This is a genomic window from Prauserella endophytica (assembly GCF_005146945.1).
Taxonomy (GTDB): Bacteria; Actinomycetota; Actinomycetes; order Mycobacteriales; family Pseudonocardiaceae; genus Prauserella_A; species Prauserella_A endophytica.
On record NZ_SWMS01000014.1, the window covers coordinates 40,428 to 61,607 of the forward strand.

The window sequence follows — 21,180 nt, forward strand, 5'->3', positions numbered from 1 at the left end:
CGGTTGTCGGTTTCGATCTGCTCGGGGCATCAAATCATGGGAACGCGGGCCGTCGCGACGGGGAACAAGTCGCGCGCCGACGCTGTTGCGCCGTGGTAGGGGAGTTGCTTACCCGCCGGTGACCGGAACCAATCAGGAGAGCCCATGCCTACAGAGCGGCAAGACGGCAGGACGCGTGTCGATTTCTACTTCGACCCGGTGTGTCCCTTCGCGTGGATCACCTCGCGCTGGATCCTCGAGGTCGAGAAACACCGCGACCTGGATCTGCGCTTCCGGGTGATGAGCCTCGCGGTGCTGAACGAGGGCCGGGACCTGCCCCAGGACTACCGCGAGCTGCTGGACAAGGCGTGGGGACCGGTGCGCGTGGCGGTCGCGCTCGCACAGCGGCACGGCGAGGACGTGCTGCGCGATTACTACACGGGGTTCGGTACCCGCTACCACAACCAGGGCAACAAGGACGTCGAGATCGTGCTCAAGGAAGTCCTGGCCGAGGTCTCGGCGCCGGCCGAGCTGCTCGACGCCGCGACGTCGACCGAGTACGACGAGGCGCTGCGCAAGAGCCATCACGAGGGCATGGACCCGGTGGGCATGGACGTGGGCACGCCGACGATCCACATCGACGGCGTCGCCTTCTTCGGCCCGGTGCTCTCCTCGATCCCGAAGGGCGAGGAGGCGCTGAAGATCTTCGACGGCGCGCGGTTGCTCGCCGGCTACCCGGACTTCTTCGAGCTGAAGCGGACTCGGACGGGCGAGCTGAACTTCGACTGAGCGGGCATGACAGATCTGCAGTGAAGGCCACCTTCACGGCGTTCAACGCAGTGAAGGTGGCCTTCACTGCAGAGCGAGCGCGGCGTCGGTGACGTCGGCCGGGCACGGGGACAGCTCCCTGGCCCGGGTCGCGTCCAGCTCGCCGGCCTCAACGGCGGCGCGCAGCGCGGCGAGCCTCGCCAGCGTCTCGCGCGCCGCCTGGGTGAACTCCCGGTCCACCGGCTCGCCGTGTCCCGGCACCACCACACGGGGTGTCAGCGTGAGCACGCCGTCGAGCGCCGAGGGCCACGCGTGCAGCGTCGTGTCGGGGCCGAACGACTCGGCCGTGAACGAACCGCCCGGCGCGTGCTCCACCAGGTCGCCCGCGAACACCACGCCCGCGTCCGGCACCTGCACCACGAGGTCGTGCCCGGTGTGCGCGGGGCCGAAGTGGTCGAGCACCACCCGCCTGCCCCCGAGGTTCAGCTCCGTCCTGCCCGTGACGAGGCGATCGGGCAGCACGATCCGGGTGGCCTCGAGGGCGGCGGCCACGTCGGCCCGTCCCTCGTCGCGGTAGCGCCGGGCCCACCGTTGGCGGTCCCCGGGGCCCTCGGCCGCCAGAGCCGCCCGGCAGCCCTCGTGCGCCCACACCTCGCAGGGCTCGAACGCCGCCGTGCCGAAGCCGTGGTCGAAGTGCGCGTGCGTGAGCACGACCGTCCACGGCAGCGTGGTCAGCTCCCGCACGGCGGCGGCCAGCTCACCGCCCTGTGCCGCGTCGCCGCGCGTGTCGACCACCAGGCAGCCGCGCTCGCCCAGCACGAGCCCGGTGGACAGGTCCAGCTCCTCGTGCCGGCGGACGTACACGCCGTCGCCGAGGTTCACCCACCGCCCGTCAGCCACGCTCGTACACCCCGCTCGTGAGCCGCGGCACCACCCGTGAGCAGCCCGCGGCCGTCGCGTGCCCGACGAGGCGACCGTGGCCGTTCTCCCGCAGTTCCCGGCCCGAGGCCGAACCCGCCGCCAGTGCCCCGGCCTCCCGCCACGCCAGTGCCGCGAGCGACGCCTCGGGCGACGGCCGCCGCGCGCCCAGGTCGAGCGGCGCGGCCACGACGGCGCCCGCGCCCACGGCCACGGCATGCGCGTTGCGCAGGCACGCCGTGAGCACGTGCGCGCCCGTGGCGGCGGCCTCGGCCGAGAGCGTGGCGCCGTCGGCCCACTCGAGGCGCCCGTCGTGACCTGCCTGCCGGAAGACGTTCACGGCGTCAGCTTGCCGGGTGGTGCGCGGTCGTGCCCTGCGGGGATGGCACACTCCGTGCCGTGCGTGTCTATCTGGGATCCGACCATGCGGGCTTCGAGCTCAAGAACCACCTCGTCGCTCACCTCGAGAAGCAGGGTCACGAGGTGACCGACGTCGGTCCGCACGTCTACGACGCGGCGGACGACTACCCGGCCTTCTGCATCGAGACCGCGCGGCGCGTGGTCGCCGACGAGGGCAGCCTCGGCATCGTGATCGGCGGTTCGGGCAACGGCGAGCAGATCGCCGCCAACAAGGTGCCCGGCGCGCGGGCCGGTCTCGCGTGGAGCGTCGAGACGGCCAAGCTGACCCGCGAGCACAACCACGCCCAGCTCATCGGCGTCGGCGCGCGGATGCACACCAAGGACGAGGCGACCGAGATCGTCGAGGCGTTCCTGGCCACCCCGCCCGACCTCGACGCCCGTCATTCGCGGCGCGTGCAGCAGATCAGCGACTACGAGACCACCGGAAACCCGCCGGCCCTGCCGGAGGCCTGATGCCCGAAGGGCACACCCTGCACCGGCTCGCGCGGCTGCACCAGCGGCGCTACGCCGGCGCGCCGGTGCGGGTGTCCAGCCCTCAGGGCAGGTTCGGCGCCGAGGCGGCCCGGCTCGACGGGCAGGTACTGCACAGCGCCGAGGCGTACGGCAAGCACCTTTTCCACAACTACGGTCCACAGGGGACGGTGCACGTCCACCTTGGGCTGTACGGCACGTTCACCGAGGCGAAACTGCCGGAAACACCGCCCGTCGGGCAGGTGCGCATGCGGCTGTCCGGACGGACACATTGGACGGACCTGCGCGGGCCGACGCGGTGTGAGCTGCTCTCCGAGCCCGAAGCCGAGGCCATCAAGGCGAGGCTCGGCCCCGACCCGCTGCGCCGGGACGCCGAGCCGGAGCGGGCGTGGGAGCGCATCTCCCGCTCGCGCACGACGATCGCGGCGCTGCTGATGGACCAGTCGGTGCTGGCAGGCGTCGGCAACGTCTACCGCGCCGAGGTGCTGTTCCGGCACGGCATCGCGCCGATGCTGCCCGGACGCTCGCTGGACTCCGTGCTGTGGAAGGACGTCTGGGACGACCTCGTGACGTTGATGCGGGCGGGTGTGCGCACCGGGCGGATCGACACGGTGGCCGACGAGCACCTGCCAGAGGTGACCGGTCGCGCCCCTCGGCAGGACCGCCACGGGGGTGAGGTCTACGTCTACCGGCGGACGGGGCAGCCGTGCCTGGTCTGCGGCACACCCATCGCACACAAAGAACTGGCAGGCCGGAACCTGTACTGGTGTCCGACCTGCCAGCCTTCGTGACGGGTTCTCGTCAGTTCACTCAGAAGCCGCCGAAGTCGCCTCCGAAGTCACCCCCGCCGAAGTCGCCACCTCCGAAGTCGCCTCCGTAGTCGCCACCGCCGTCGCCGTAGTCACCGCCTTCACCGCCTTCACCACCGGCGTCACCGGACTCGGCGGCGTCCTCCTGGCCCGCGTCGTAGCCCGCTTCCCAGGCTCCGGCGCTCGCGATGCCCGCCATGCCGGAGAACATCGCGCTGAACAGCAGCATCGAGCCGAGGCCCCAGGCGCCGGCCACGAGCGCGGGCTTCCACCACGGCTCGCTGTACCAGCCCCTCGGCACCGGCCTGCCGGCGACACGGCCGCCGGGGTAGTAGTGCGGCGTGTTCTGGCCGGGCTCGGGCGACGCCTCGTAGTGATGCCCCTCGACCTCCACCGCGCGATGCTCGGTGACCTTGCCCGCACGCTCACGCTCGGCGTCCTCGGGCAGGGCTGGACCGGGGTCCATGCCCATCGCCTCGCGGGCCGCTCGCACGTAGTACAGGCCCTCGAGCGCGGTCTCCTTGACGAGCCGGGCCTGCTCGGCGGTCTGCGCCTGTTCCATCTGCGAGCCCGCGGCGTTGTAGCGCTCGGCCGCGTCGGCCATCGCCTGCTGTGACGCCGTGTCGGTGCCCGTGAGGTTCAGCACCTGACCGCCGAGCCGCTCGAGCCAGCGGCGAGCCTCTGACTTGGCGTCCTCGAGCTGGCGCCGCTTGGCCTCCTGCTGAGAACGGACCAGGTAGAAGCCGCCGCCGACGACGATCAGTAGGAGCACGATCACGACGATCGCGGTACCCATGGGTCACTCCCGGTTGTTTTGGTTCGTTGAACCGGACAACGCGGACGTTACCCGTCGAGTTCCCGTGGCGTCACCAGGCGCGGCCGACGGTGTAGGACTCGGTGTAGATGTCCTGCTTGCGCACGACGTCGCCCGACTCCGGCGCGGCCCACATCTGGTTGCCACCGGCGTAGATGCCCACGTGGTAGACGCTGCCACCATCGGAGAAGAACAGCAGGTCACCGGGCACCTTGTCGCCCTTGCCGATCTGCGGCACGGCAGCGCGCTGGTCGCTCGACGTGCGCGGCAGGTCGATGCCGACCTTGCTGTGGACGTACTGCGTGAAGCCGGAGCAGTCGAAGCTGTCCGGGCCGCTGGCGCCGTACGAGTACGGCTTGCCCGCCTGGCTCGCCGCCGCGTCGACGATGCGCTGGTTGACCGGCTTGTGTGCCTGCACGGTCTGCTCGGCCGACAGGGAGGGGTCGTGGATCTCGTCGCCCCGGTAGCTGAGCCGCCAGTGCGACGTGCGCTCGACCGGCACGGCGATCGAGGCCACACCGTCGTGGTTGGTCTGCCCGGTCTTCGAGACCGACCACGGCTGGTCCGGCCCGGCTCGCCACTCCAGGTCCACCGGCTCGCCGGGCAGCGGCCGGTCGCCCATGCCGGTGAGCTTGCCGGTGAACGTCACCTGCGAGCCCGGCGCGACGGACTTCGGCGGCGCGTCGATGCTCTGCGAGGTCGGCACGACCGCCGAGGACGTCCCGGCGAAGCCGAGCAGCGTTCCGGCTCCGACGGCGGCGATGATGGCGGACCGTTTCCAGGATGTCGTGGGCACGCGTTTCCTCCACAGAAATTCGGTTCTACGGAATGTGTTCCCCCGACTACCGCCGTGGCTTTCCCGCCATCGGCGACCGGAAACGGTAAACACGCGAATCCGCTGGAAGGCGAGCCCTTCTTTCGCTGAAGAAGGTGATGTGGGAAACAAATCGGCGAATGACGTTTAATCCGGGTCCGCGCGTCGACCAGGGAATGTTTCGAACCGTCAGGTGAATGCGACACGTGGTGTTCGGTGTCGCAGATCACAGCCTCAGGGTGCCCTGGCTCACCACTGGCCTCCAGAACTAGAACACGTTATAGTTCTGGCGCATGAAGTTCACACTGTCGGTGGCCCTCAGCCCGCTCGACCAGCTCACCGAGCTCGCCGCGACGGCGGAGGAGTGCGGGTTCGCCTCGGTCGCGCTGCCCGACTCGCTCTTCTACTCGGAGACGGTGTCGGCGGACTACCCCTACACCCCCGACGGCAGCCGGTTCTGGGACGAGGAGACCCCGTGGGTCGACCCGCTGATCGCCGCGGGGGCGATGGGCGCCGTCACCAGCCGGATCCGCTTCTACACGTCCGTGCTCAAGCTCGGCTCGCGCAACCCCGTGCTGCTCGCCAGGCAGGTCGGCTCCGTCGCCAACCTCACCGGAGGCCGCTTCGGGCTCGGCCTGGGCGTGGGTTGGTCGCCCGAGGAGTTCGAATGGTGCGGCGCGCCCTACGAGCACCGAGGAAAGCGCGTCGACGAGGCCATCGAGGTGCTGCGCCTCATCCTCGGCGGCGGCATGGTCGAGTACCACGGCCGGTTCTTCGACTTCGGCAGGCTACGGATGAGCCCGGCGCCGGAGCGGCCCGTGCCGTTCTACATCGGCGGGCACACGGAAGTGGCGCTGCGGCGCGCGGCCAGGGCCGGTGACGGCTGGGCCTCGGCGATGATGAAGTTCGACGACCTGTCCACGACGATCCAGCGCCTGCGCGAGCTGCGCGCGGAGTACGGGCGCGCCGACGAGCCGTTCGAGATCCAGGCCGTCTGCGTCGACCGCTTCGGCCTCGACGGCTACCGGCAGCAGGCCGAGATCGGCGTCACCGACGTGATCACCGTGCCGTGGGTGTTGCAGGGCCTCGGTTTCGACGCACCGGTGTCGGCGAAGAAGGACGCGATCAAGAAGTTCGCCGACGAGATCATCGACAAGTTCAAGGAGGCCTGAGCCGTGAGTGTCACCGTGTGCTGGGACCCGAAGGCGGAGCAGCCGCCAGCGCGCCTCGCGGCGTGGCGGTCGATGCAGGCCGTCGTGGCGGGGGAGAAGGACCAGTGGCTCACGCTGTTCCACCCCAACGGCGTGATCGAGGACCCGGTTGGCCCGTCGATGTTCGACGAGGAGGGCAAGGGCCACCACGGCACGGACGGCATCTCCGCGTTCTGGGACAAGACGATCGCGAACGTCGAACGGTTCGAGTTCGTGATCAGGGATTCGCACGCGGCGGGCGACGAGGTGGCCAACGTCGGCACGATCACGACGTACCTGCCGGGCAACTACCGCGTCGACACCGACGGCGTATTCGTCTACAAAGTGGGCGAGGACGGCCGGATCGTGTCGATGCGCGCGTTCTGGGAGACCGAGCGCGCGATGGCGACGGCGCGGCAGGTCTCCGCGTAGACACCGGCGGCGCGCGCGTGAGGCACAGGTTCGCGCCGTGCGTCCGGCGGGGCGACTGGTCGGGGCCGTGCCGACGACGGCGTATGCATGTCGCCTTGTGCTGGGGGCAGGCACTCCCGGCACGAGGTGCCGGGAGTGCCTGGCGGCCCTGCCGTGAGGCGCTTCGACACCCCGCGGGTCAGCGGGTCCAGGTGCGGCAGCTCGCCGTCGGACCCGTTGATCCGGGCCCGGTCCTGGAGCTCGGCCGGAATCCACTCCCAGTCGTAGCCGCGGTGGTGCAGGGCCTGCCTGCGCGCGAGTGATGCCCGCCCACCGGTTCACGATCCCGAAGCGACGGGAATCCATGGCTGTGTTCGGCGGAACGGCCGGGTGGCGCGCTCAGTAGTCCCACTCCCAGCCGCCCTCCATGCCGGGAGACGACAGGATCAGCGAACCGTTGGCTTCGGGCACGATCAGCTCGAGAGTGCCGGCGTACTTCTGGTTCGGCCCGAAGTTCTGCATCGTGATGCTGGCGTTCGGGTCCGTGCACATCCCGGACTCCGCGGCGTGGGTGACGCCGTTGGCATCGATCTCGGAGAAGCTGTACGGGTTCAGGACGCCGAGGGCCATGCTCGCGGTCTCGGCGCTGCTGCCGGTCGCGACGCGCACGTGAAGCAACAGCGTGCGATCGCTCTCGGCGGCCATACCGTACTGGTCACACGACGGGTCGACCTCCACCTTGTCGATGGCGAACAGCACGTTGGTGTCGTCCCCGACCTGCCCGCCGAACCCGGCGAACCCGGCCTCCTCGCCGAGCTGCTTGACGATGTTGCCGCGCTCGTTGCGTTCGGGCTCGTCGGCGGCTTGTTCCGCAGTGGCCTCGCTCGCGGTGGCCTCGGTCGTGGCGGCGGGCAGCTCTGGAGCGGAGCCGCTGCCAGCGGTGTCGTTCGAGCAGCCGGCAAGGATGGCGGCAGTTGCGCAGGCAGCAGCGAGGGCGGGGACGGATCTCATGGGTGTTGGTTCCTTACTCTGGTTGTGCGGTGAGGGGTTACCCGCCGACGTCGTAGATGGCGTATCCGGCGGCCACGAGGATCAGGAACAGGATGCGGAAGCCTGTACCGATGGCGCCGGTCACGAGCCGGGAGCCGGGTGGTCCCACCACGCTGGGTAGGGCGGCGGCAGGTACGGCGGTCATCGTGGCGTGGGTCCCCTCCGTGGCGGTGCGCGCGCACCGGTTCAGAGGGAACATCTGAGGGGCTTTGCCGTCCATTACCCGGTGTGCCCTGATCGTTATCGCGGGCACCCAAGCCCGGGGCTGCTTGCGGTATGCGGAGATGAACCGCCGCTGTGCGGCGGCGCAGGATCGAGCCAGCTCCGCGCGGCCCGGACCGTCGCCCTGAATCCCTTTACGTACCAACCACTTGTCGGCGCGGTCGATGCCGGCAAGGACGTTCCATTCCCGGAACTGCCACGTTCGCCGCACTGCCGGTGCTCGTCAAGGCGGGCCTGGTCGGCGGCAAGGGCGTTCCTGACACCGTGACCGAACATCCATCCGAATGCCCGTGTCGAGCTGCGGCGAGGCGATCGGCCCGACGACGAGCCTGGTGGGGGGCCGCCGGTGTTCTGGTTCCGGTCGGTTGGTGGCCCGGTTGTGGCCCAAGACGGCGAACGACGGCTCCCCGTGATCGGGAACCGTCACCGTGAAGTGGGTTTGACCTGCGTAAACGTTCTGGAGCGGGCGACGGGAATCGAACCCGCACCACCAGTTTGGAAGACTGGGGCTCTACCATTGAGCTACGCCCGCATGCGACCGGTGACCAGCCGCCCCGGTAGTGTAGCGGTACACGCTAAGGTGGTCGCACACCGCCCAGGCGTGGCGGTCACGGGGTGTGGCGCAGCTTGGTAGCGCATTCGCTTTGGGAGCGAAGGGTCGCAGGTTCAAATCCTGTCACCCCGACTTTATGTCTCTGACCAGCAGCTTTCGCGGTTCTGCGAGGGTTGCTGGTCGCGGGGTCGGCAAGCGCAGTGCTCAGTGACACTTCGCTTTGAAAGTTGGAGCATGCCGACACCACCACCGATCCCGGCACCCGAGCCCTGGGAACCACTGATCGCCGAATGGCGCCGATCACTCCGCGCCGAGGGCAAGAGCGAGAACACCATCAAGTGCTACGGCGACGTAGCCCGCAAGTTCCACTGGTGGTCCGTCAACCCCATCGCACCCCCCGAGGTCGACAACCCCGACGAGTGGATCGCCGACCTGCCGACCGCACCCGAGCCGCCCGCCGAGGTCGACGAACTCAAGCGCCTTGCCCGCGCGTGGATCGCCTACCGCGTCGCCACCACGAGCAAGGGCAATGCGAACAACAACTATCGAGCCCTCCACGCGTGGTTCGGGTGGCTCGTCGCCGAGGACGAACTCGACTCGCACCCGATGGCGTCCATGAAGCCCCCCGAGATCCCCGAAGCGCTCGTGCCGATCACGCCGGACGACATCATGCGCGACGTGCTCGCCACCTGCAACGGGAAGGACTTCGCGTCCCGCCGCGATGAGGCGATTATCCGACTGCTCTGGGACACCGGATGCCGGCTCGCGGAGGTCGCCGCCCTCGATCTGGGCGACGACGAGCGGCCCGGTGATCTGGATCTGAACGTCGACACGATCCGCGTCCTCGGGAAGGGCGACAAGCTGCGGGTCATTCCGTTCGACGCGAAGACCGGCAAGGCGATCTCTCGATACCTCCGTGTTCGCAGTCGGCACAAGGGTGCCGGGCTCTCCGCGCTGTGGCTGGCCGAGAAGGGTGCCCGCCCGCTCAGCCCGAACGGCATCAAGCTCATGCTCCGGCGACGCGGCCGGGCTGCAGGCGTGAACGAAGCGATGGGGCGGAACCTGCATGCTCACCTCGGTCGCCACTACCAGTCGCACCACTTCCTCAAGGAAGGCGGCAGCGAGGGTGACCTCATGCTGATCAACGGGTGGACCACTCCGCAGATGGCGCGCCGCTACGGCAAGAGCGCAGCCACTGAGCGGGCGCACGCTACTGCGCGGCGGATCCGCGTCGGCAGTCGTCTGTAGCGGTGACACGGGTGCGCTGTGCTAGCCGCATGGCAGCGTCGAAGAACCTCACGCCCGCGCAGCGCACCCTCCGCGCCCAGATCGCCTCGCACTCCTCGTGGGCCAACACCGCCGACCGCGCCGCCCGCACCGCGGCGGCGCGCAAGGCCGCGAACGACCGGTTCGAGAGACACGTAGACCCCGACGGTGTGCTGCCGCCCGACATCCGCGCAGAGCGGGCCGCCAGCGCCCGCCGCGCCCACATGAAGAGCCTCGCCCTGCGCTCGTCCACCAAGCGCGCCCGGCGCAAGGCCAGCTAACCCGAGTCCGGCTCAACGCCAGTGCCGCCGCAGCGCGGGCAGCGCTCGCGAACCGTCAACTTCTCGCCATCCAACCGGCGCTGCACCCAGACCTTCTTCGCGCCGTGGCAGCGCGCGCACGGCTCGTCCTCGCATGACTCCCCAGTCATGGCCTACACCCTTCCACCGGCCAGCCGCCGCGTGTAGAACGCTGACCTGCGGCGATGACGGTTACCGTGATCGTGTGCCGAGGTGCTGGCGGATCCTCCGAGCGAGCACGATGAGCGGTCGCCGCGGTTCGAGGATGTCCGCGTCGAGCACCGTGGCCGGCGGGTCGGTGACGCCTTCCAGGTCCACGGCGGCCTCGGACATCCAGCGGCGCAGGAAGTCGACGCCGTCCGGGATCGCGAGGAGCTGGTACCCGAACCGGTTGAGCACCAGATCGCGATCGCACTGATCGAGCAGCCGCGCTGCCTCGGCCAGCTCGACGCTGGGTCGCTTCACGCGCCGCTCGGAAGTGGTCACGCTGGCCTCGCTGGGGTCTCGACGATCGTGATGCGGGCACCGATGGCGTGGACGTAGCCGAGGAGGTCGCCCAAGCGCGGCTGCCGGGCGCAGGTCTCCCAGCGGGACACGACGTCGCGCGTGGTGGCGAGCCGGTCAGCGACCGTCTCCTGCGTGATCCGGTGGCGACGGCGGATCGCGACGAGCTGCCGCATGACGGCCTGCGCGTCGGCACGCCGTTGGCGGGTGGTGCGTCTCCAAGGGTCCGCTCGCAACATCGCCTCTTCCCTCCACCTCGCCAACCACGATGGGGACGTCCGCGTACTCGGCCACCGGCCAGTGCCTTCCCGCTCAGCCCCCTGTCCGCTGCCTGGAGTCTTCCCAACTGTTCCACTAGTTGCAAGAGTTCCGTTAGATGCATACGTTCCGAAAGTTGCAGTCGATCACCATGCGTTCCATCGGTGGTGTTTCGTTGCATCGTGATCAAGGAACGGCCCCCAGTGAGCACCGGCGAAGCGGCGAAGGAACTCGGCATCGGCCGCACGACCCTGTTCCGCTGGTGGAAGGCAGGCTTGGTCACACCCGACTACGTCACCCCCGGTGGCCAGGCCCGCTGGAACACGGCCGACCTCCGTCGCCAGATCGATCGCCTCCAGCAGCAGCGCGAGGCGTGACCCCTGGCCGGCGCGGAGTCGGGGCATCCGCGCCGACCAGGTGCTCGGGAGGTTCCTCGTCGGTCTCGACGGGCCAGCCGTCAGCGCCGATCTTGCTGACGCGGCCGTCGTGGTGCAGGAACCAGCTCACCGGTCCTCCCGCTGGTAGACGACGACCTCGGCGCGGGCACGGACCGTGCGGGCGAGGCGCTCAAGCAGGTCGGCGAGCTCGGCGAACTGGGCCGGGCGAACGTTGCCGCGGGGCACCTCGAACGCGATGTCGCCGAGGAACGACTGCGCTGTGCGCAGCAACGTCGCGAGCTCCGTGTCGCTCGGCGGCTCGACAACCCCGTGTCCGCTGCTCTCCGTCACATCCCAAACGCTAGGAGCGATGTCGCAGCTGAAGTACTCAACAACTACTCAAGGTAGGCTGTAGCGTGCACGCACCCTCGGACCAGGGAGCAGCGCATGACCCACGACGAGTACGACAGCGTAGGACGGCGAGTCGCCCGAGCACGTCGCCTCGCCGGGATCACCCAGCAGCAACTCGCGGACCGTGCACACGTCGGCCTCGGCACCATCCGGCACGTTGAGCAGGGCCGCATCCCCGCCTCGCCGTCGTTCGTCGCATCCGTCGCCCGCGCACTGCGGGTCAAGCCAGCACACCTCTACGACACCCGCGAAGACCAGGTCATGGAAGAGCCGAGCGCCGACTCCGCCACGATCTCGGACCTGCGGTCAGCGCTTGACGCCTACGACGACCCACGCCCCGAGGGCGCGCCGCTCACCCTCGCCGCGATCAGCCGCGGTCTTGGAACTGTCGCACGAGCGATCCACCAGGAGCGCTACGACGAGGCCGCGCCGAAGCTGCCCCCGTTGCTGCACCACCTCTACCCCCTCGCTGAGCAGTCCGGCCGTAAGGGCGAGCAAGCCCGCGCTGCGCTGCACGACGCCTACCGCATGGCCGCCACCATCGGCGGCCAGTATCGGCAGTTCGACCTCGCGGCGCTCGCGCACGAACGGCATATCCACCTTGCCCCCTCCACGGGCGACCCGCTCCGCGTCGTCGTGAGCGCCTACCACCGCTCGACTCGGCACCTCCAGTACGCCGACTTCCGGGCTGGCCTGCGCTTGCTCACCCGTGCCCGCGACCACCTCGACGCCAGCCCCGAGGCGCGAGCGATGGCCGTACAGCTCGATCTCCGGTCCGCGGTGCTCGCTGCGCGCGCTGGCGACGGCCAGGAAGCGGACGAGTACATCGCCGAGGCGCGCGCGATCCTCGACGAGTTCGCCCCGCCCGAGCGGCCGTACTTCAACATCGACGCCTCCGCGCTCAATACAGCGGTGCACTGGTGCGCGCTGCCCGTCGAGCAGTACGACGCGGCGGAGTCGTTGCGCCGCAACGATGCGGTGCGTGTGCAGGACCCAACGCGGCCGGAGCGAGTGGGGCATCACCACATCGACATGGCGCGGGCGTGCGTGCTGCACGGCGATCGTGAGAAGGCGCTCGTGCACCTCAACGAAGCGCGCCGCATCTCACCGCGCCGCACACGGCAGCATCCGCAGGTCCGCGAGACCGTGGTGACGCTCGCCGAGCAGGAACGGCGCCGCGACGACACGCTCGCTGGGTTCGCCCGCTGGGCGGGCGTTCAGGTCTGAACCTCAGTACGTCCAGGCGTGCTTGAGGTCGAGGCGGGTCGTGGCTGCGCCGCTGGCGGGGTCGTAGTTCTGGATCCGGTACGCCATGCCGTAGCCCTTGGCGAGGAAGACGTCCCGGTGCACGCGCAGCGAGAACGCGTGACCGTTGTCGTCCCACCACTTCTCGGTCTGCCGCAGCGCCGGGGCCGCGGGCAGGTGCGGGCTCGCGATCACGCCGACGTTGGTCCAGCGCTGCTCGTGCGCGAACGCCACCCGCTTCCCGCTCGACTGCTCGACGATCGTGCCGAGCGCGAACATGCCGTAGCAGCCGCCGAGCGGCGGCGGCACCGTCCACTTCGCGTAGTGCTGCGCGCCCGGCGGCAGCGCCACACGGTTCGTGACGAGGTCGCCGTCGGCCGTCCACTGCACGGCGGCGTCGAGCTCGTAGAACGTGCCGTTGCCCTCCCAGCCGTCGAGCATCACCCAATCGCCGTCGCGGCGGAAGTGCTCCTTGTACTGGTGCGGCTCGCTGGCCCACGTGTGCGGGTGGCCCCAGCGGATGCGCGACTCGGTCGCGGACTGTGGTTCCCACGCCCATTGGCCCTCGGCCTGCGTGGCGTTCCAGTGCTGTCCGGCGGCGCGCTCAAACATGAGCGTGTAGTCGGCATAGGTGTCTACTGTGGACGGCATCGTGACGACCTCCCTTGTGTCGCCACGACAATCACGTCACAGTGTCACCACCAGATTGCTTACAGTGGACGGACGAACCGGGCCTTGAGGTAGGTCGCGCCGCCGACCGCGTCGAGCACCATCGTGTCGTTGTCCCCGCTCGCGGCCGCGTAGAGCGTCTGGTACGCCCGCAGGTAATAGGGCTCCGTCGTGCTCGTCACCCGGATCTCACCGCTGATCGGTAGATAGATTGCCTGCCGGCTCGGGATGTTCGCGGGGAGCACGTCGTTGTTCAGCAGCTCGATCGTGCCGCTGCCGGTCATGAGTGCGGCCTGCACCTGGCCGAGCAGCGCGGTCGCCGCGACGTCGCGCACAACGATCCCGAGGTTCGCGGTGATCATCCAGTAGCCCGTGTAGCCGAATGTGAACTCGTAGTTGTTCGCGGACTTCGTGATCGCGCCGCCTTCGTTCGTCGGCGCGGGCATCCACAGCGTGCGCGCCGCGGTTGTCGTGTCGTTCGGCTGGATCAGCTGTGCGTTCGCCGTGTTCGCCGTCGAGCACAGCGCGGCGAAGTTCGCTGGCGGTGTGGTGGTGCGGCCAGTGTGCACGAGGTGCGCGAAGCGGGCCGTGGACGGCGTCAGCGTCTCCAGCGCGCCCGCACGGGTCCGGAGAGCGGCCAGCTGTGCGGAGGCTGTGCCCGTCGTGGTGCTCGACCCCGTGCCCACACCGGAACCGAGCCGGGCACTGAGCCCGTTGATTTCCGACAGGCGGTCGATGTCTCGCCCGTCGAGATTGTTGAGCAGCAGCTTGAGGATCTCGCCGAACTGCGAACTCGACACTTCCGCGCCGGGCGGCCCGACGACGAGCTGATCACTGAATGCCATGCGTCCTCACTCTCCCCACGTCCCGACGTCCCAGCCGAGGTCCGGGTCATCCCAGAGCGCCACACCAGGCGTGCGCACGATCCGCAGCGCGAGCGTGTCCACCGACCCCGACGCGTCGTCCCGACGGTTGATGCCGATCACCTGCGCGAACAACGCCCCCGTGATGCCGCCCTCGTTCGTCAGCCGGATCACGTCGCGCAGCTGGATACGCGGATCGGCCGGGATAGTGATCGGCTCGACCAGCGGCGCGGGCTGCACGGTGTCCTTGAGCAGGTTCTCCAGGATCACGTCGACCGACCCCTTGGTCTGTCGCCAATCGGAGTCTCCGATGTCGACGGCGCGCGTGCCGCGCAGCGCCACCTCGGCCGCGTCCACCTTCTTCGTGCGGTGTGTGTTCCGCTCGCTGTAGGCCAGCCCGGACAGATGGAACGAGCTGGAGTTGCCCCCGATGTACGAGCCGAGATACGCGGCAGCCCAGCCCGCGTTGACCCACCAGCGCACCAGCGCCGAGCGCGCATCGGGCTGGTCTGGATCCGGGAATCGCAGGTCGACCGAGATACCGCCACCGATCCCGGGAACATTCGGATGTTCGACGTTGACGTTGTCGGCGCGCACCGCCGAGACGCTGGAGATCCTGATGTCCGGGCCGTTCGGCGGCTGGGTCGCGCTGACGCCATTAATGCGCGCGTCCACGGTCACAGCCTCATCGAAAGAGATCACCCGCTCCAGCGTGTCCCCGGGAGACACGTAGTAGTCGAGCGGACCGGGATTGGTATAGACGTGCTTGAACACCGCGTACCGGTTGACCGCGCCGCCGGTCATGGTGTTGGCGTAGTGATCAAGGCTCGGGTCGATGATCAGCGACAGCAGCTTGTCGTCGTCGATGGTCAGCAGGTTGCCGCCCGCGATCTGGTCGAGCGCTTCCTGCCGCATCCTCGGGTGCGACAGGGCGATGATCTGGCCGTGCTCGTTGGTGTGCACGACACCGAACTCGGCCTTCACGATCTCCTGCAACAGATCCCATGCGGGCCGCTCGACCACGTCCGGTATCCACTGGAGCTCCGTGAACGTGTGGTACGGCAGCGCCAGCGGCATGGCCTCGCGTTCCGGCGGGTAGCCCTGGCCGAGCTGGTATTCGAGCGTGGCGTCGCCGTCGTAGATCTGCACGTGCTGTATTGGGGCGGCGCTCGCCCGCAGTTCGACGAGGTTCGGCCGGAACGCTGGCGGCACGTTGAGGTACCGGAACCCCGCGGCGGGCATCGAGGAGGTAGCCGCGGTGACGGGGGAGTCGTCGAGGTGAACGTCGATCTGCACACTCGTCGAGGACACCGTGAACATCGCGTTCACGTAGTGCCAGCCCGCCGGGGCGAGCGCGGCATCGTAGGTCTTGACCCAGATCCGCGTACCGGTGAGCGCGCCGCTCTCGGTGAGCTGCACGGTGATCCGGCCATTGGAATCGACGAACAACGTGGCGTTGCCGGTGACGCCGTTGACCCACCAGTCGTCCATGAACAGCGTCACATACGACGGGTTGCCGACGGCCGAACCGCCCGCCGACTGGAACCACATCGACATGCCGATCTTGCGCGTCGCACCGCCCGAGCCCGCGGCGGGCACGGTCACGGCGCGGGCGCAGTTGATCCACGAGTTAGACCGGCGCGTGCTGTTGTACGGCGGGAGCAGCGGCTTGAGGCAGAGCCCGAACTTCCCCTCCTGCCACTGCCACACGCCAGGGTCGTAGGCGATGGCGTGCCGGACCAGCTGCGGCGAACCGAACGACCACGCGTAGTTCCCCACCGACGGCAACAGCAGCCCGTTGCAGGAGGCGTACATGACCGCGTCCTCGCGCGCCGCCGGGCCCGTCGGGCGGCCGCCCTGCCGCAACGTCTCCTCGACCGCCCACGCCAGCGAACCGGGGACCGCGCCGGCCATCTGCCCGGCGCTCGTGCCCGGATCGTCGACGTTCGGCGGGCGGATGCACCAGTGCGGAAAGGTGACGAGTTCGCGGCGGATGTCCTCGACGTCCGAGCAGACGACGGTGACCGTGTTGGCCTCACGGTCGATGGGGGTCGACCGCACCCAACCGGTGAACTGGCGCACCACCCGCTCGCCCGCCGCGGTCTCGACGACTCGCGAGTAGCGGACCGGGGTGCCTTTGATGTCGAACTCGTACAGCGGGGAATCCCGCCAGTACGGCGAGAAAAGCTGATCAGCGGCGAGACCCTGCTCGCGGAGCTCGGCGTCCCACGCGGCGTCGAGGTCCGCGTCGCCATACTTTGCGCCGCCGAGCGTCATTGTGAGCTGAGCCGACGAGAACCCCGTGACCGGGTTGACCTCCTCCGGGAGGTCCCCGACGAGGGTCGGGTACTCCAGCACCGCAGAGGTGAGCAGCCACGACAGGTCGGTGTACTCGTGGTTGTAGAGGCCGTCGCGGAGCCAGTCGAACTCGACCCGACCGGACATGGTCACATCGGGGCTCGCCAGGGCTGCCGCGAGATCGGGGTCATCGGCGTGCTGCATCAGTACTGCTCCAGCAGCTCGAGCGTCACCGACCCGTACGGCAACCGCTCGACGAGCCGCTGCGGGTTCAGGATCGCGAACGCGCCGACGTGCTCACCCACCGGCCACGGTGACGCTGGCACCGTGTCGCCGTAGCGCAGGCACGCCCGCGGCACTGGCATCGTGCCGCCCACGGTGGCGGAGATCGTCGGCGTCGCCCACGTCGCGCCAGCCGGAGCCGTCGCTGTCACCGTCCCCGACGGATCGCTCGTGCCCGACAGGAGCGTCCCAGCCAGGTCGTACCAGGAGATCCCGGCCGTCAGGCCGGACTCGGTCGCGAACGACAGCACCATGCCCTCGGCGGCGGGCCAGCGGCCCCAGACCGGGTTGACCCAGCGCAGCTCACCGGCACCGATGCGGAACCAGCTGTTCGTGCCGTCGGCCTGTGTCGAGATCGAGCCAGAGCTCGTGGACCAGTGGTCGGCTCGCCCCCGGCCGACGGACTGCCGAGGCGCAAGGTAGTTCCGGGTGGACGGTTCGACGACGACGACCGGTCCGGGTCCGTGCACTTTGGACGCTAGCTCGGTGAGCCAGTCCGCATGCGCCTCCGGGAGCCACGGCAACTCGATCGACCATCGTCTCGGCTGCTTCGGCCGTGACGAGGTGTGCACCGCGCCGGAAAGCGCGACCATCTGCGCGAGCTCGTTCGCGGGCACCTTGACCGCGCCACGGCGTGGGTTGCGCATCTCGCGCACGTCACCAGGCCGCCCGATCCACATACCCGGATCGTCACCGCCGGGTGTCACGCGCAGAGCTCAGCGCGCCCGGTTCAGCAGGTTCCCTTTCGCGACACCCTGCGCCAGCACACGGCTGTCCAGCACGACGGTCACCGACCTCCCGTTCGCCGCAGCACGATCGATCGCGCCGACCACGGCCGACGTCTGCCGGTTGATCGCCGCGATGACACCCCGGCTTCCGTCGACGACCGGCACCGTGGCGCCGGCTGACGACATCGACGTGGCCGCCGCAGCGCGCGGCGCAGGTACCGCAACGCCACCCGCCGCGAATCCGGCCGGGTGAGGCGACCCGAGCATCGCCTCGTTCGCGGTCTGGAGCAGACGCAGGGAGCGCGGGTCGTCATTCTCCGGGATGTAGTACTCGCGGTCATGCGTGCGGTCCCCGATGAACGGGATGACGGCCTTGAGCCTGTTCGGCGGCACGACGGCCGCCCGGTTCGCGTCCATCACGCCGAACTGGCCGGACGCGACCTTCCCGGCGAGCCCCCCACCGTCGAACCCGACCGGGCGGGCCCCCTCCCACACACCGCCCTGTGCGTTGCCCCAGATACCGCCGAGTGCGTTCCCGCCGAAGATGTTCGAGATCTGCACCTGGACCTGCTTCACCACGGTGCGGGCCGCAGCGCGCTCGAAGTCCGCCAGGGCGGCGTACGCGCCGCCCGTGGCCAACCCGAGCCACGACGTGCCCCGCGAGCGGTTCATCGCTCGGACCAGATCAGCGAGCGACCGGTGACCGGGGTTGGCGTTACCGAAGATCGTCGCCGTGCCGCGCGAGCGGTTGATCGCGTCGACGATCCACGAGCGCGACGACTCCGCTGGCCGGTTGTTGCCGAGCAGCGTCACCGTTCCCCGCGACCGGTTGATCGCGTCCACGATCCAGCCGCGCTTCTGCTCGGCTGGCCCGGTGTTCGCGTCCACCTGCGCGGTGAGCACCCTGCCGTCGACCGACTCGGCGAACTCGCGCGCCGCACGGGCGCCTTCCTTTGTGTTCGCGAACACCTCGAACGTGCCGTCGGGCAGTTCGACGATCGCGTAGTTCAGGTCGAGGAGCGCCTGCTGCGCGTCGCCGGTCAGGTCCGCCTTGATCGACTTGCCCGGCGGCATGCGCTCCAGTTCGGACGTGATCAGCTGTGCCTGCTCCAGCGCGTTGCCCTCCAGCTCGGCCAGCGTCGCGACCCGATCCGGCACTAGCCCGTAGTACTCCAGGACAGCCGCGATCTGCTCCTGGTTGAGGCCCCAGCCCTCCAGCGTCTCGGCAAGCCGGTCACGCTGCACACCGAGGCGACGGCTGACCTCCTCGACGGGCACGCCCGCGGCCGCGAGGCTTTTGCCGAGCGTGCCGAAGTCTGCAGCCGCGCCCTGCACAAAGTCCTGGAGGTTCGAACCGTTCTCCGTGAGCGTGCGGATCTCGCCCGAGGCGTTGACCAGCTCGCCGCCCCAGCCCTTGGCCTTGTCCACGCCGTCGGCGAACTGGCCGTTCATGTCCCGGATCGCGTCGTTCAGACGCTGCGTCGCCTCCTCGGCTGACGGCGTGCGGCCCTCCAGCTCGGCGAGGATGTCGATGATTGCCTGGCCCTTCGACTCCACGTCCGCCGCGGTGTCGGCGAGGACGTCGAACGCCGCCTCCAGGGTCTGCGCGCTGTTGGCCGCGCCCTCCTGCGCGTCCGTGAGCTGGAACACGGAGTCCCCGGTGTTCAGGATCGCTTGCCGTGCCAGCTCCTGCTCGCGGCGGGCCGCTTCGAGCGCCTGACGCTGCTTGTCGAGAGCCATCTCCAGGATCATCACTGGCACGAGGGAATCGTCGAGCGCGGCGTTCAGATGCCCGACCTCGTCGGCCGAGTGACCAGCTTCCGCTTTCACGCGGTTCAGGGTGGTCGTGATCTTCGCCATCGCGGCGTCGTTGCCGGTGGCTGCGTCGGTGACGGTGTCCCATCGGATGCCGAGCATCGCGGCAGCTGCGCCCGCGCCGTCGGCGGCGAGGCCCTGCGCAGCAAGCGACCGCACCTGACCGTCGATGGCGTTTCCGTTGCGCTGCAACACCTCCGTGAACCCGTCCTGCGCCTCCTGGATCTCCTGCGCGCGCTCAGCGGCGAGCCGCTGCTTCTCCGCGAGCGCCATGAGCACCCCGCCGAAGACCCCGGCCGCGAGCGTCGCCGGGTGGAACGCTCCGGCCGCGAGACCGAGCATGCCGACCTTGAACTTCGAGCCCGCGCCGCTCGTCTTCGAGATCTCCGAACGCAGGCCCTGGAACCCGCGACGGGCGCCGCCGAACGTGAGCATGTCGACGGCCTTGGCCGCACCAAGGAACGTCGTGATCGGCCCAGCCCAGCCCCCTATCGCGGAGGCGAACCCATCAAGGAGGGAGATCCCGCCAGAGACCACGCCCAGGAACCCGGATGTCGCGCCGGACAGCAGCGGCATCCCGGTCGACGTGAGCGTCAGCAGGAGGTCTTGCACCCCGGCTAGCGACGTGCGGAACTGCTCCAGCACCGGGCCGCCGTGCGTGGTCAAGTTGGTGAAAAATCGCCCCGTGAAGTCGAGGAAGTCACGCAAGATGTACCCGGTGGTTTCCAGGGCATCGCCGGACGCGTCGGCGCCCTCGGCGAGGTTGAAGAACATCTCACGGATGCCCCAGCCCATCTGCGTGGCCAGCGTCCCGACGCCCCGCATGGTCGACTCGGACTGGTGCGCGGCGACGAGAAGCGCGGGCATCGACACGCGGGCCGCGGTGTCGACGCCGTCCACGAGCGGGTCGATCCCGTCAGCCGCATGCGCAAAGGCGGCGTGCACATCGGGCGAGAGATCGCGGACCGTGCCACGCAGTGTCGCCGCCGCGTCGACGAACTCGCCGGCCATCGGCTCGGCGGCCGAGCGGGACACGGCGACCAGTTCGGCGCCGAGGGCTCGCCACTCCGACGCCACATCATCCCGCGTCGCCGAGGCAGCCGCGCCGATCCCGATGAATGCCGCCGGCACCACGGCCAGCGCCGCTACCGCCGCCGTACCCGCGATTGCAGCCGCGGCGGGCACACCGGCGAAGAGGCCCACCGCCACCAGCGCGGAGAACCTCGCGTTCGCCCGCTTCGCCACGGACTCGGTGGCGCGGTCGATGCTCTTGGACTTCTCAAACCCGTCGGCCGCCGCCTCGGCGGCGGCCTCCGCTGCTTTGCGGGCTTTCGTCGTCGTCTTGTCTTGGTCTACGTCGACTTCGAGCATCACGGCGTTGCGGCGCGCGACGAGAGCCTTGATCTTCGCCTGTGCCTTGGCGGTCTCGGCGTCGACATCGATCTTCGTGTCAGTGCCGCGCAGCTTGTCCAGTTCCCAGATCTTCGCGACGGCTTTCCTGACGTCGGCGTCGATCTTGAGGACGGTCTCTTCGCGAGCTGCGGCCTTCATCGCGGCCTTGGCGTGCGCGAGTGACCGGACGAGCGGAGAGGTGTCGGCGTCGAGCTTGCCTGTGATGTCGAGCGCGGACTCGGTCTTCTTCGCGTCAGCGCGGACGGCGCGTGCGGTGCGGAAGTAGTCGGAGCCGTCGCCAGTAAAGCGCGCCTGGAGCTCGCCGACCGTCAACGCCATGCCCGCAACGATCAG

23 protein-coding genes and 2 tRNA genes are annotated in these 21,180 nt (G+C 69.4%); 10 read left to right on the forward strand and 15 right to left on the reverse strand.

Annotation, left to right across the window (positions count from 1 at the left end):
* Window positions 1-144 precede the first annotated feature (144 nt).
* On the forward strand, window positions 145-768 hold the full coding sequence (locus FCN18_RS23540; RefSeq protein WP_112275385.1) for a mycothiol-dependent nitroreductase Rv2466c family protein: 624 nt from the start codon (window positions 145-147) through the stop codon (window positions 766-768).
* Window positions 769-831: 63 nt separating this feature from the next.
* Here the strand turns inward: FCN18_RS23540 and FCN18_RS23545 are convergent, their stop codons facing one another.
* Both FCN18_RS23545 and FCN18_RS23550 read right to left on the reverse strand, forming a co-directional pair.
* A complete protein-coding gene (locus FCN18_RS23545) occupies window positions 832-1,647 on the reverse strand; it encodes an MBL fold metallo-hydrolase (protein WP_137096108.1) in 816 nt (271 codons plus the stop codon).
* Window positions 1,640-2,005, reverse strand: a complete 366-nt coding sequence (locus FCN18_RS23550; RefSeq protein ID WP_137096109.1) for a hypothetical protein — start codon at window positions 2,003-2,005, stop codon at window positions 1,640-1,642. Before FCN18_RS23550 ends, FCN18_RS23545 begins: the two co-directional genes overlap by 8 nt.
* A gap of 59 nt (window positions 2,006-2,064) precedes the next feature.
* Here FCN18_RS23550 and FCN18_RS23555 point away from each other — a divergent pair, with 59 nt between their 5' ends.
* Window positions 2,065-2,538 (forward strand): ribose-5-phosphate isomerase, encoded by a 474-nt coding sequence (locus tag FCN18_RS23555; protein ID WP_112275391.1) that lies wholly within the window; start codon window positions 2,065-2,067, stop codon window positions 2,536-2,538.
* A complete protein-coding gene (locus tag FCN18_RS23560) occupies window positions 2,538-3,347 on the forward strand; it encodes an Fpg/Nei family DNA glycosylase (protein ID WP_112275393.1) in 810 nt (269 codons plus the stop codon). Before FCN18_RS23555 ends, FCN18_RS23560 begins: the two co-directional genes overlap by 1 nt.
* A 19-nt stretch (window positions 3,348-3,366) precedes the next feature.
* Here FCN18_RS23560 and FCN18_RS23565 read toward each other — a convergent pair whose 3' ends face one another.
* Both FCN18_RS23565 and FCN18_RS40715 read right to left on the reverse strand, forming a co-directional pair.
* Window positions 3,367-4,161: a hypothetical protein gene (locus FCN18_RS23565; protein WP_137096110.1), complete on the reverse strand. Its 795-nt coding sequence runs from the start codon at window positions 4,159-4,161 to the stop codon at window positions 3,367-3,369.
* Window positions 4,162-4,231: 70 nt separating this feature from the next.
* The gene (locus FCN18_RS40715; RefSeq protein WP_323808373.1) at window positions 4,232-4,975 is read right to left on the reverse strand and encodes a C40 family peptidase; all 744 of its coding nucleotides are present in this window, start codon (window positions 4,973-4,975) and stop codon (window positions 4,232-4,234) included.
* Between the two features lie 311 nt (window positions 4,976-5,286).
* On the opposite strand from FCN18_RS40715, the gene FCN18_RS23575 reads away from it, so the two are divergent.
* Window positions 5,287-6,165, forward strand: a complete 879-nt coding sequence (locus FCN18_RS23575) for a TIGR03619 family F420-dependent LLM class oxidoreductase (protein WP_113643355.1) — start codon at window positions 5,287-5,289, stop codon at window positions 6,163-6,165.
* 3 nt (window positions 6,166-6,168) lie between these two features.
* A complete protein-coding gene (locus FCN18_RS23580) occupies window positions 6,169-6,615 on the forward strand; it encodes a nuclear transport factor 2 family protein (RefSeq protein WP_137096111.1) in 447 nt (148 codons plus the stop codon).
* Between the two features lie 378 nt (window positions 6,616-6,993).
* Here the strand turns inward: FCN18_RS23580 and FCN18_RS23585 are convergent, their stop codons facing one another.
* The 3 genes from FCN18_RS23585 to FCN18_RS23590 all read right to left on the reverse strand — a co-directional run bounded on the left by FCN18_RS23585 (window position 6,994) and on the right by FCN18_RS23590 (window position 8,398).
* Window positions 6,994-7,605: a hypothetical protein gene (locus FCN18_RS23585; protein WP_137096112.1), complete on the reverse strand. Its 612-nt coding sequence runs from the start codon at window positions 7,603-7,605 to the stop codon at window positions 6,994-6,996.
* Between the two features lie 37 nt (window positions 7,606-7,642).
* Window positions 7,643-7,789, reverse strand: a complete 147-nt coding sequence (locus FCN18_RS39165; protein ID WP_158303153.1) for a hypothetical protein — start codon at window positions 7,787-7,789, stop codon at window positions 7,643-7,645.
* 535 nt (window positions 7,790-8,324) lie between these two features.
* Window positions 8,325-8,398, reverse strand: a tRNA-Gly gene (locus FCN18_RS23590).
* Window positions 8,399-8,477: 79 nt separating this feature from the next.
* Between FCN18_RS23590 and FCN18_RS23595 the strand changes: the two genes are divergently transcribed.
* The 3 genes from FCN18_RS23595 to FCN18_RS23605 all read left to right on the forward strand — a co-directional run bounded on the left by FCN18_RS23595 (window position 8,478) and on the right by FCN18_RS23605 (window position 9,966).
* Window positions 8,478-8,551, forward strand: a tRNA-Pro gene (locus tag FCN18_RS23595).
* Between the two features lie 102 nt (window positions 8,552-8,653).
* Window positions 8,654-9,667 carry a tyrosine-type recombinase/integrase gene (locus FCN18_RS40270; RefSeq protein WP_112275407.1) on the forward strand — a complete coding sequence of 338 codons (1,014 nt, stop codon included), beginning with the start codon at window positions 8,654-8,656 and terminating at the stop codon, window positions 9,665-9,667.
* Window positions 9,668-9,696: 29 nt separating this feature from the next.
* A complete protein-coding gene (locus tag FCN18_RS23605; protein ID WP_112275409.1) occupies window positions 9,697-9,966 on the forward strand; it encodes a hypothetical protein in 270 nt (89 codons plus the stop codon).
* A gap of 210 nt (window positions 9,967-10,176) precedes the next feature.
* On the opposite strand, the gene FCN18_RS23610 is transcribed toward FCN18_RS23605, so the two are convergent.
* Window positions 10,177-10,470 (reverse strand): hypothetical protein, encoded by a 294-nt coding sequence (locus FCN18_RS23610; RefSeq protein ID WP_112275411.1) that lies wholly within the window; start codon window positions 10,468-10,470, stop codon window positions 10,177-10,179.
* Entirely contained in the window at window positions 10,467-10,727 is a 261-nt protein-coding gene (locus FCN18_RS23615) for a helix-turn-helix domain-containing protein (protein ID WP_112275413.1), read from the reverse strand. The genes FCN18_RS23610 and FCN18_RS23615 overlap by 4 nt, the downstream gene beginning before the upstream one ends.
* Before the next feature lie 222 nt (window positions 10,728-10,949).
* Between FCN18_RS23615 and FCN18_RS23620 the strand changes: the two genes are divergently transcribed.
* Window positions 10,950-11,123: a MerR family transcriptional regulator gene (locus FCN18_RS23620; RefSeq protein ID WP_112275414.1), complete on the forward strand. Its 174-nt coding sequence runs from the start codon at window positions 10,950-10,952 to the stop codon at window positions 11,121-11,123.
* A gap of 126 nt (window positions 11,124-11,249) precedes the next feature.
* Here FCN18_RS23620 and FCN18_RS23625 read toward each other — a convergent pair whose 3' ends face one another.
* Window positions 11,250-11,474 (reverse strand): hypothetical protein, encoded by a 225-nt coding sequence (locus tag FCN18_RS23625; protein WP_112275415.1) that lies wholly within the window; start codon window positions 11,472-11,474, stop codon window positions 11,250-11,252.
* 96 nt (window positions 11,475-11,570) lie between these two features.
* On the opposite strand from FCN18_RS23625, the gene FCN18_RS23630 reads away from it, so the two are divergent.
* A complete protein-coding gene (locus tag FCN18_RS23630) occupies window positions 11,571-12,761 on the forward strand; it encodes a helix-turn-helix domain-containing protein (protein ID WP_137096113.1) in 1,191 nt (396 codons plus the stop codon).
* A gap of 3 nt (window positions 12,762-12,764) precedes the next feature.
* On the opposite strand, the gene FCN18_RS23635 is transcribed toward FCN18_RS23630, so the two are convergent.
* The 5 genes from FCN18_RS23635 to FCN18_RS23655 are packed head-to-tail and all read right to left on the reverse strand — an operon-like array spanning window position 12,765 to window position 21,165.
* Window positions 12,765-13,430, reverse strand: coding sequence for a hypothetical protein (locus FCN18_RS23635; protein WP_112275417.1), 666 nt, complete (start codon window positions 13,428-13,430; stop codon window positions 12,765-12,767).
* Between the two features lie 59 nt (window positions 13,431-13,489).
* The gene (locus FCN18_RS23640) at window positions 13,490-14,293 is read right to left on the reverse strand and encodes a hypothetical protein (protein ID WP_112275418.1); all 804 of its coding nucleotides are present in this window, start codon (window positions 14,291-14,293) and stop codon (window positions 13,490-13,492) included.
* Between the two features lie 6 nt (window positions 14,294-14,299).
* A complete protein-coding gene (locus tag FCN18_RS23645; protein WP_137096114.1) occupies window positions 14,300-16,813 on the reverse strand; it encodes a hypothetical protein in 2,514 nt (837 codons plus the stop codon).
* Window positions 16,813-17,571: a hypothetical protein gene (locus FCN18_RS23650; protein WP_112275420.1), complete on the reverse strand. Its 759-nt coding sequence runs from the start codon at window positions 17,569-17,571 to the stop codon at window positions 16,813-16,815. Before FCN18_RS23650 ends, FCN18_RS23645 begins: the two co-directional genes overlap by 1 nt.
* Window positions 17,572-17,607: 36 nt before the next feature.
* On the reverse strand, window positions 17,608-21,165 hold the full coding sequence (locus tag FCN18_RS23655) for a coiled-coil domain-containing protein (protein ID WP_112275421.1): 3,558 nt from the start codon (window positions 21,163-21,165) through the stop codon (window positions 17,608-17,610).
* Between the last annotated feature and the right edge of the window lie 15 nt (window positions 21,166-21,180).

What these genes read in the sequence shown, in the direction of transcription:
- FCN18_RS23540 (WP_112275385.1), top strand. Translation starts at nt 145, where the DNA reads ATGCCTACAGAGCGGCAAGACGGCAGGACGCGTGTCGATTTCTACTTC.
- FCN18_RS23560 (WP_112275393.1), top strand. Translation starts at nt 2,538, where the DNA reads ATGCCCGAAGGGCACACCCTGCACCGGCTCGCGCGGCTGCACCAGCGG.
- FCN18_RS23565 (WP_137096110.1), bottom strand. Translation starts at nt 4,161, where the DNA reads ATGGGTACCGCGATCGTCGTGATCGTGCTCCTACTGATCGTCGTCGGC.
- FCN18_RS23575 (WP_113643355.1), top strand. Translation starts at nt 5,287, where the DNA reads ATGAAGTTCACACTGTCGGTGGCCCTCAGCCCGCTCGACCAGCTCACC.
- FCN18_RS23585 (WP_137096112.1), bottom strand. Translation starts at nt 7,605, where the DNA reads ATGAGATCCGTCCCCGCCCTCGCTGCTGCCTGCGCAACTGCCGCCATC.
- FCN18_RS39165 (WP_158303153.1), bottom strand. Translation starts at nt 7,789, where the DNA reads ATGACCGCCGTACCTGCCGCCGCCCTACCCAGCGTGGTGGGACCACCC.
- FCN18_RS40270 (WP_112275407.1), top strand. Translation starts at nt 8,654, where the DNA reads ATGCCGACACCACCACCGATCCCGGCACCCGAGCCCTGGGAACCACTG.
- FCN18_RS23605 (WP_112275409.1), top strand. Translation starts at nt 9,697, where the DNA reads ATGGCAGCGTCGAAGAACCTCACGCCCGCGCAGCGCACCCTCCGCGCC.
- FCN18_RS23615 (WP_112275413.1), bottom strand. Translation starts at nt 10,727, where the DNA reads ATGTTGCGAGCGGACCCTTGGAGACGCACCACCCGCCAACGGCGTGCC.
- FCN18_RS23630 (WP_137096113.1), top strand. Translation starts at nt 11,571, where the DNA reads ATGACCCACGACGAGTACGACAGCGTAGGACGGCGAGTCGCCCGAGCA.
- FCN18_RS23635 (WP_112275417.1), bottom strand. Translation starts at nt 13,430, where the DNA reads ATGCCGTCCACAGTAGACACCTATGCCGACTACACGCTCATGTTTGAG.
- FCN18_RS23640 (WP_112275418.1), bottom strand. Translation starts at nt 14,293, where the DNA reads ATGGCATTCAGTGATCAGCTCGTCGTCGGGCCGCCCGGCGCGGAAGTG.
- FCN18_RS23645 (WP_137096114.1), bottom strand. Translation starts at nt 16,813, where the DNA reads ATGCAGCACGCCGATGACCCCGATCTCGCGGCAGCCCTGGCGAGCCCC.
- FCN18_RS23650 (WP_112275420.1), bottom strand. Translation starts at nt 17,571, where the DNA reads ATGTGGATCGGGCGGCCTGGTGACGTGCGCGAGATGCGCAACCCACGC.
- FCN18_RS23655 (WP_112275421.1), bottom strand. Translation starts at nt 21,165, where the DNA reads ATGGCGTTGACGGTCGGCGAGCTCCAGGCGCGCTTTACTGGCGACGGC.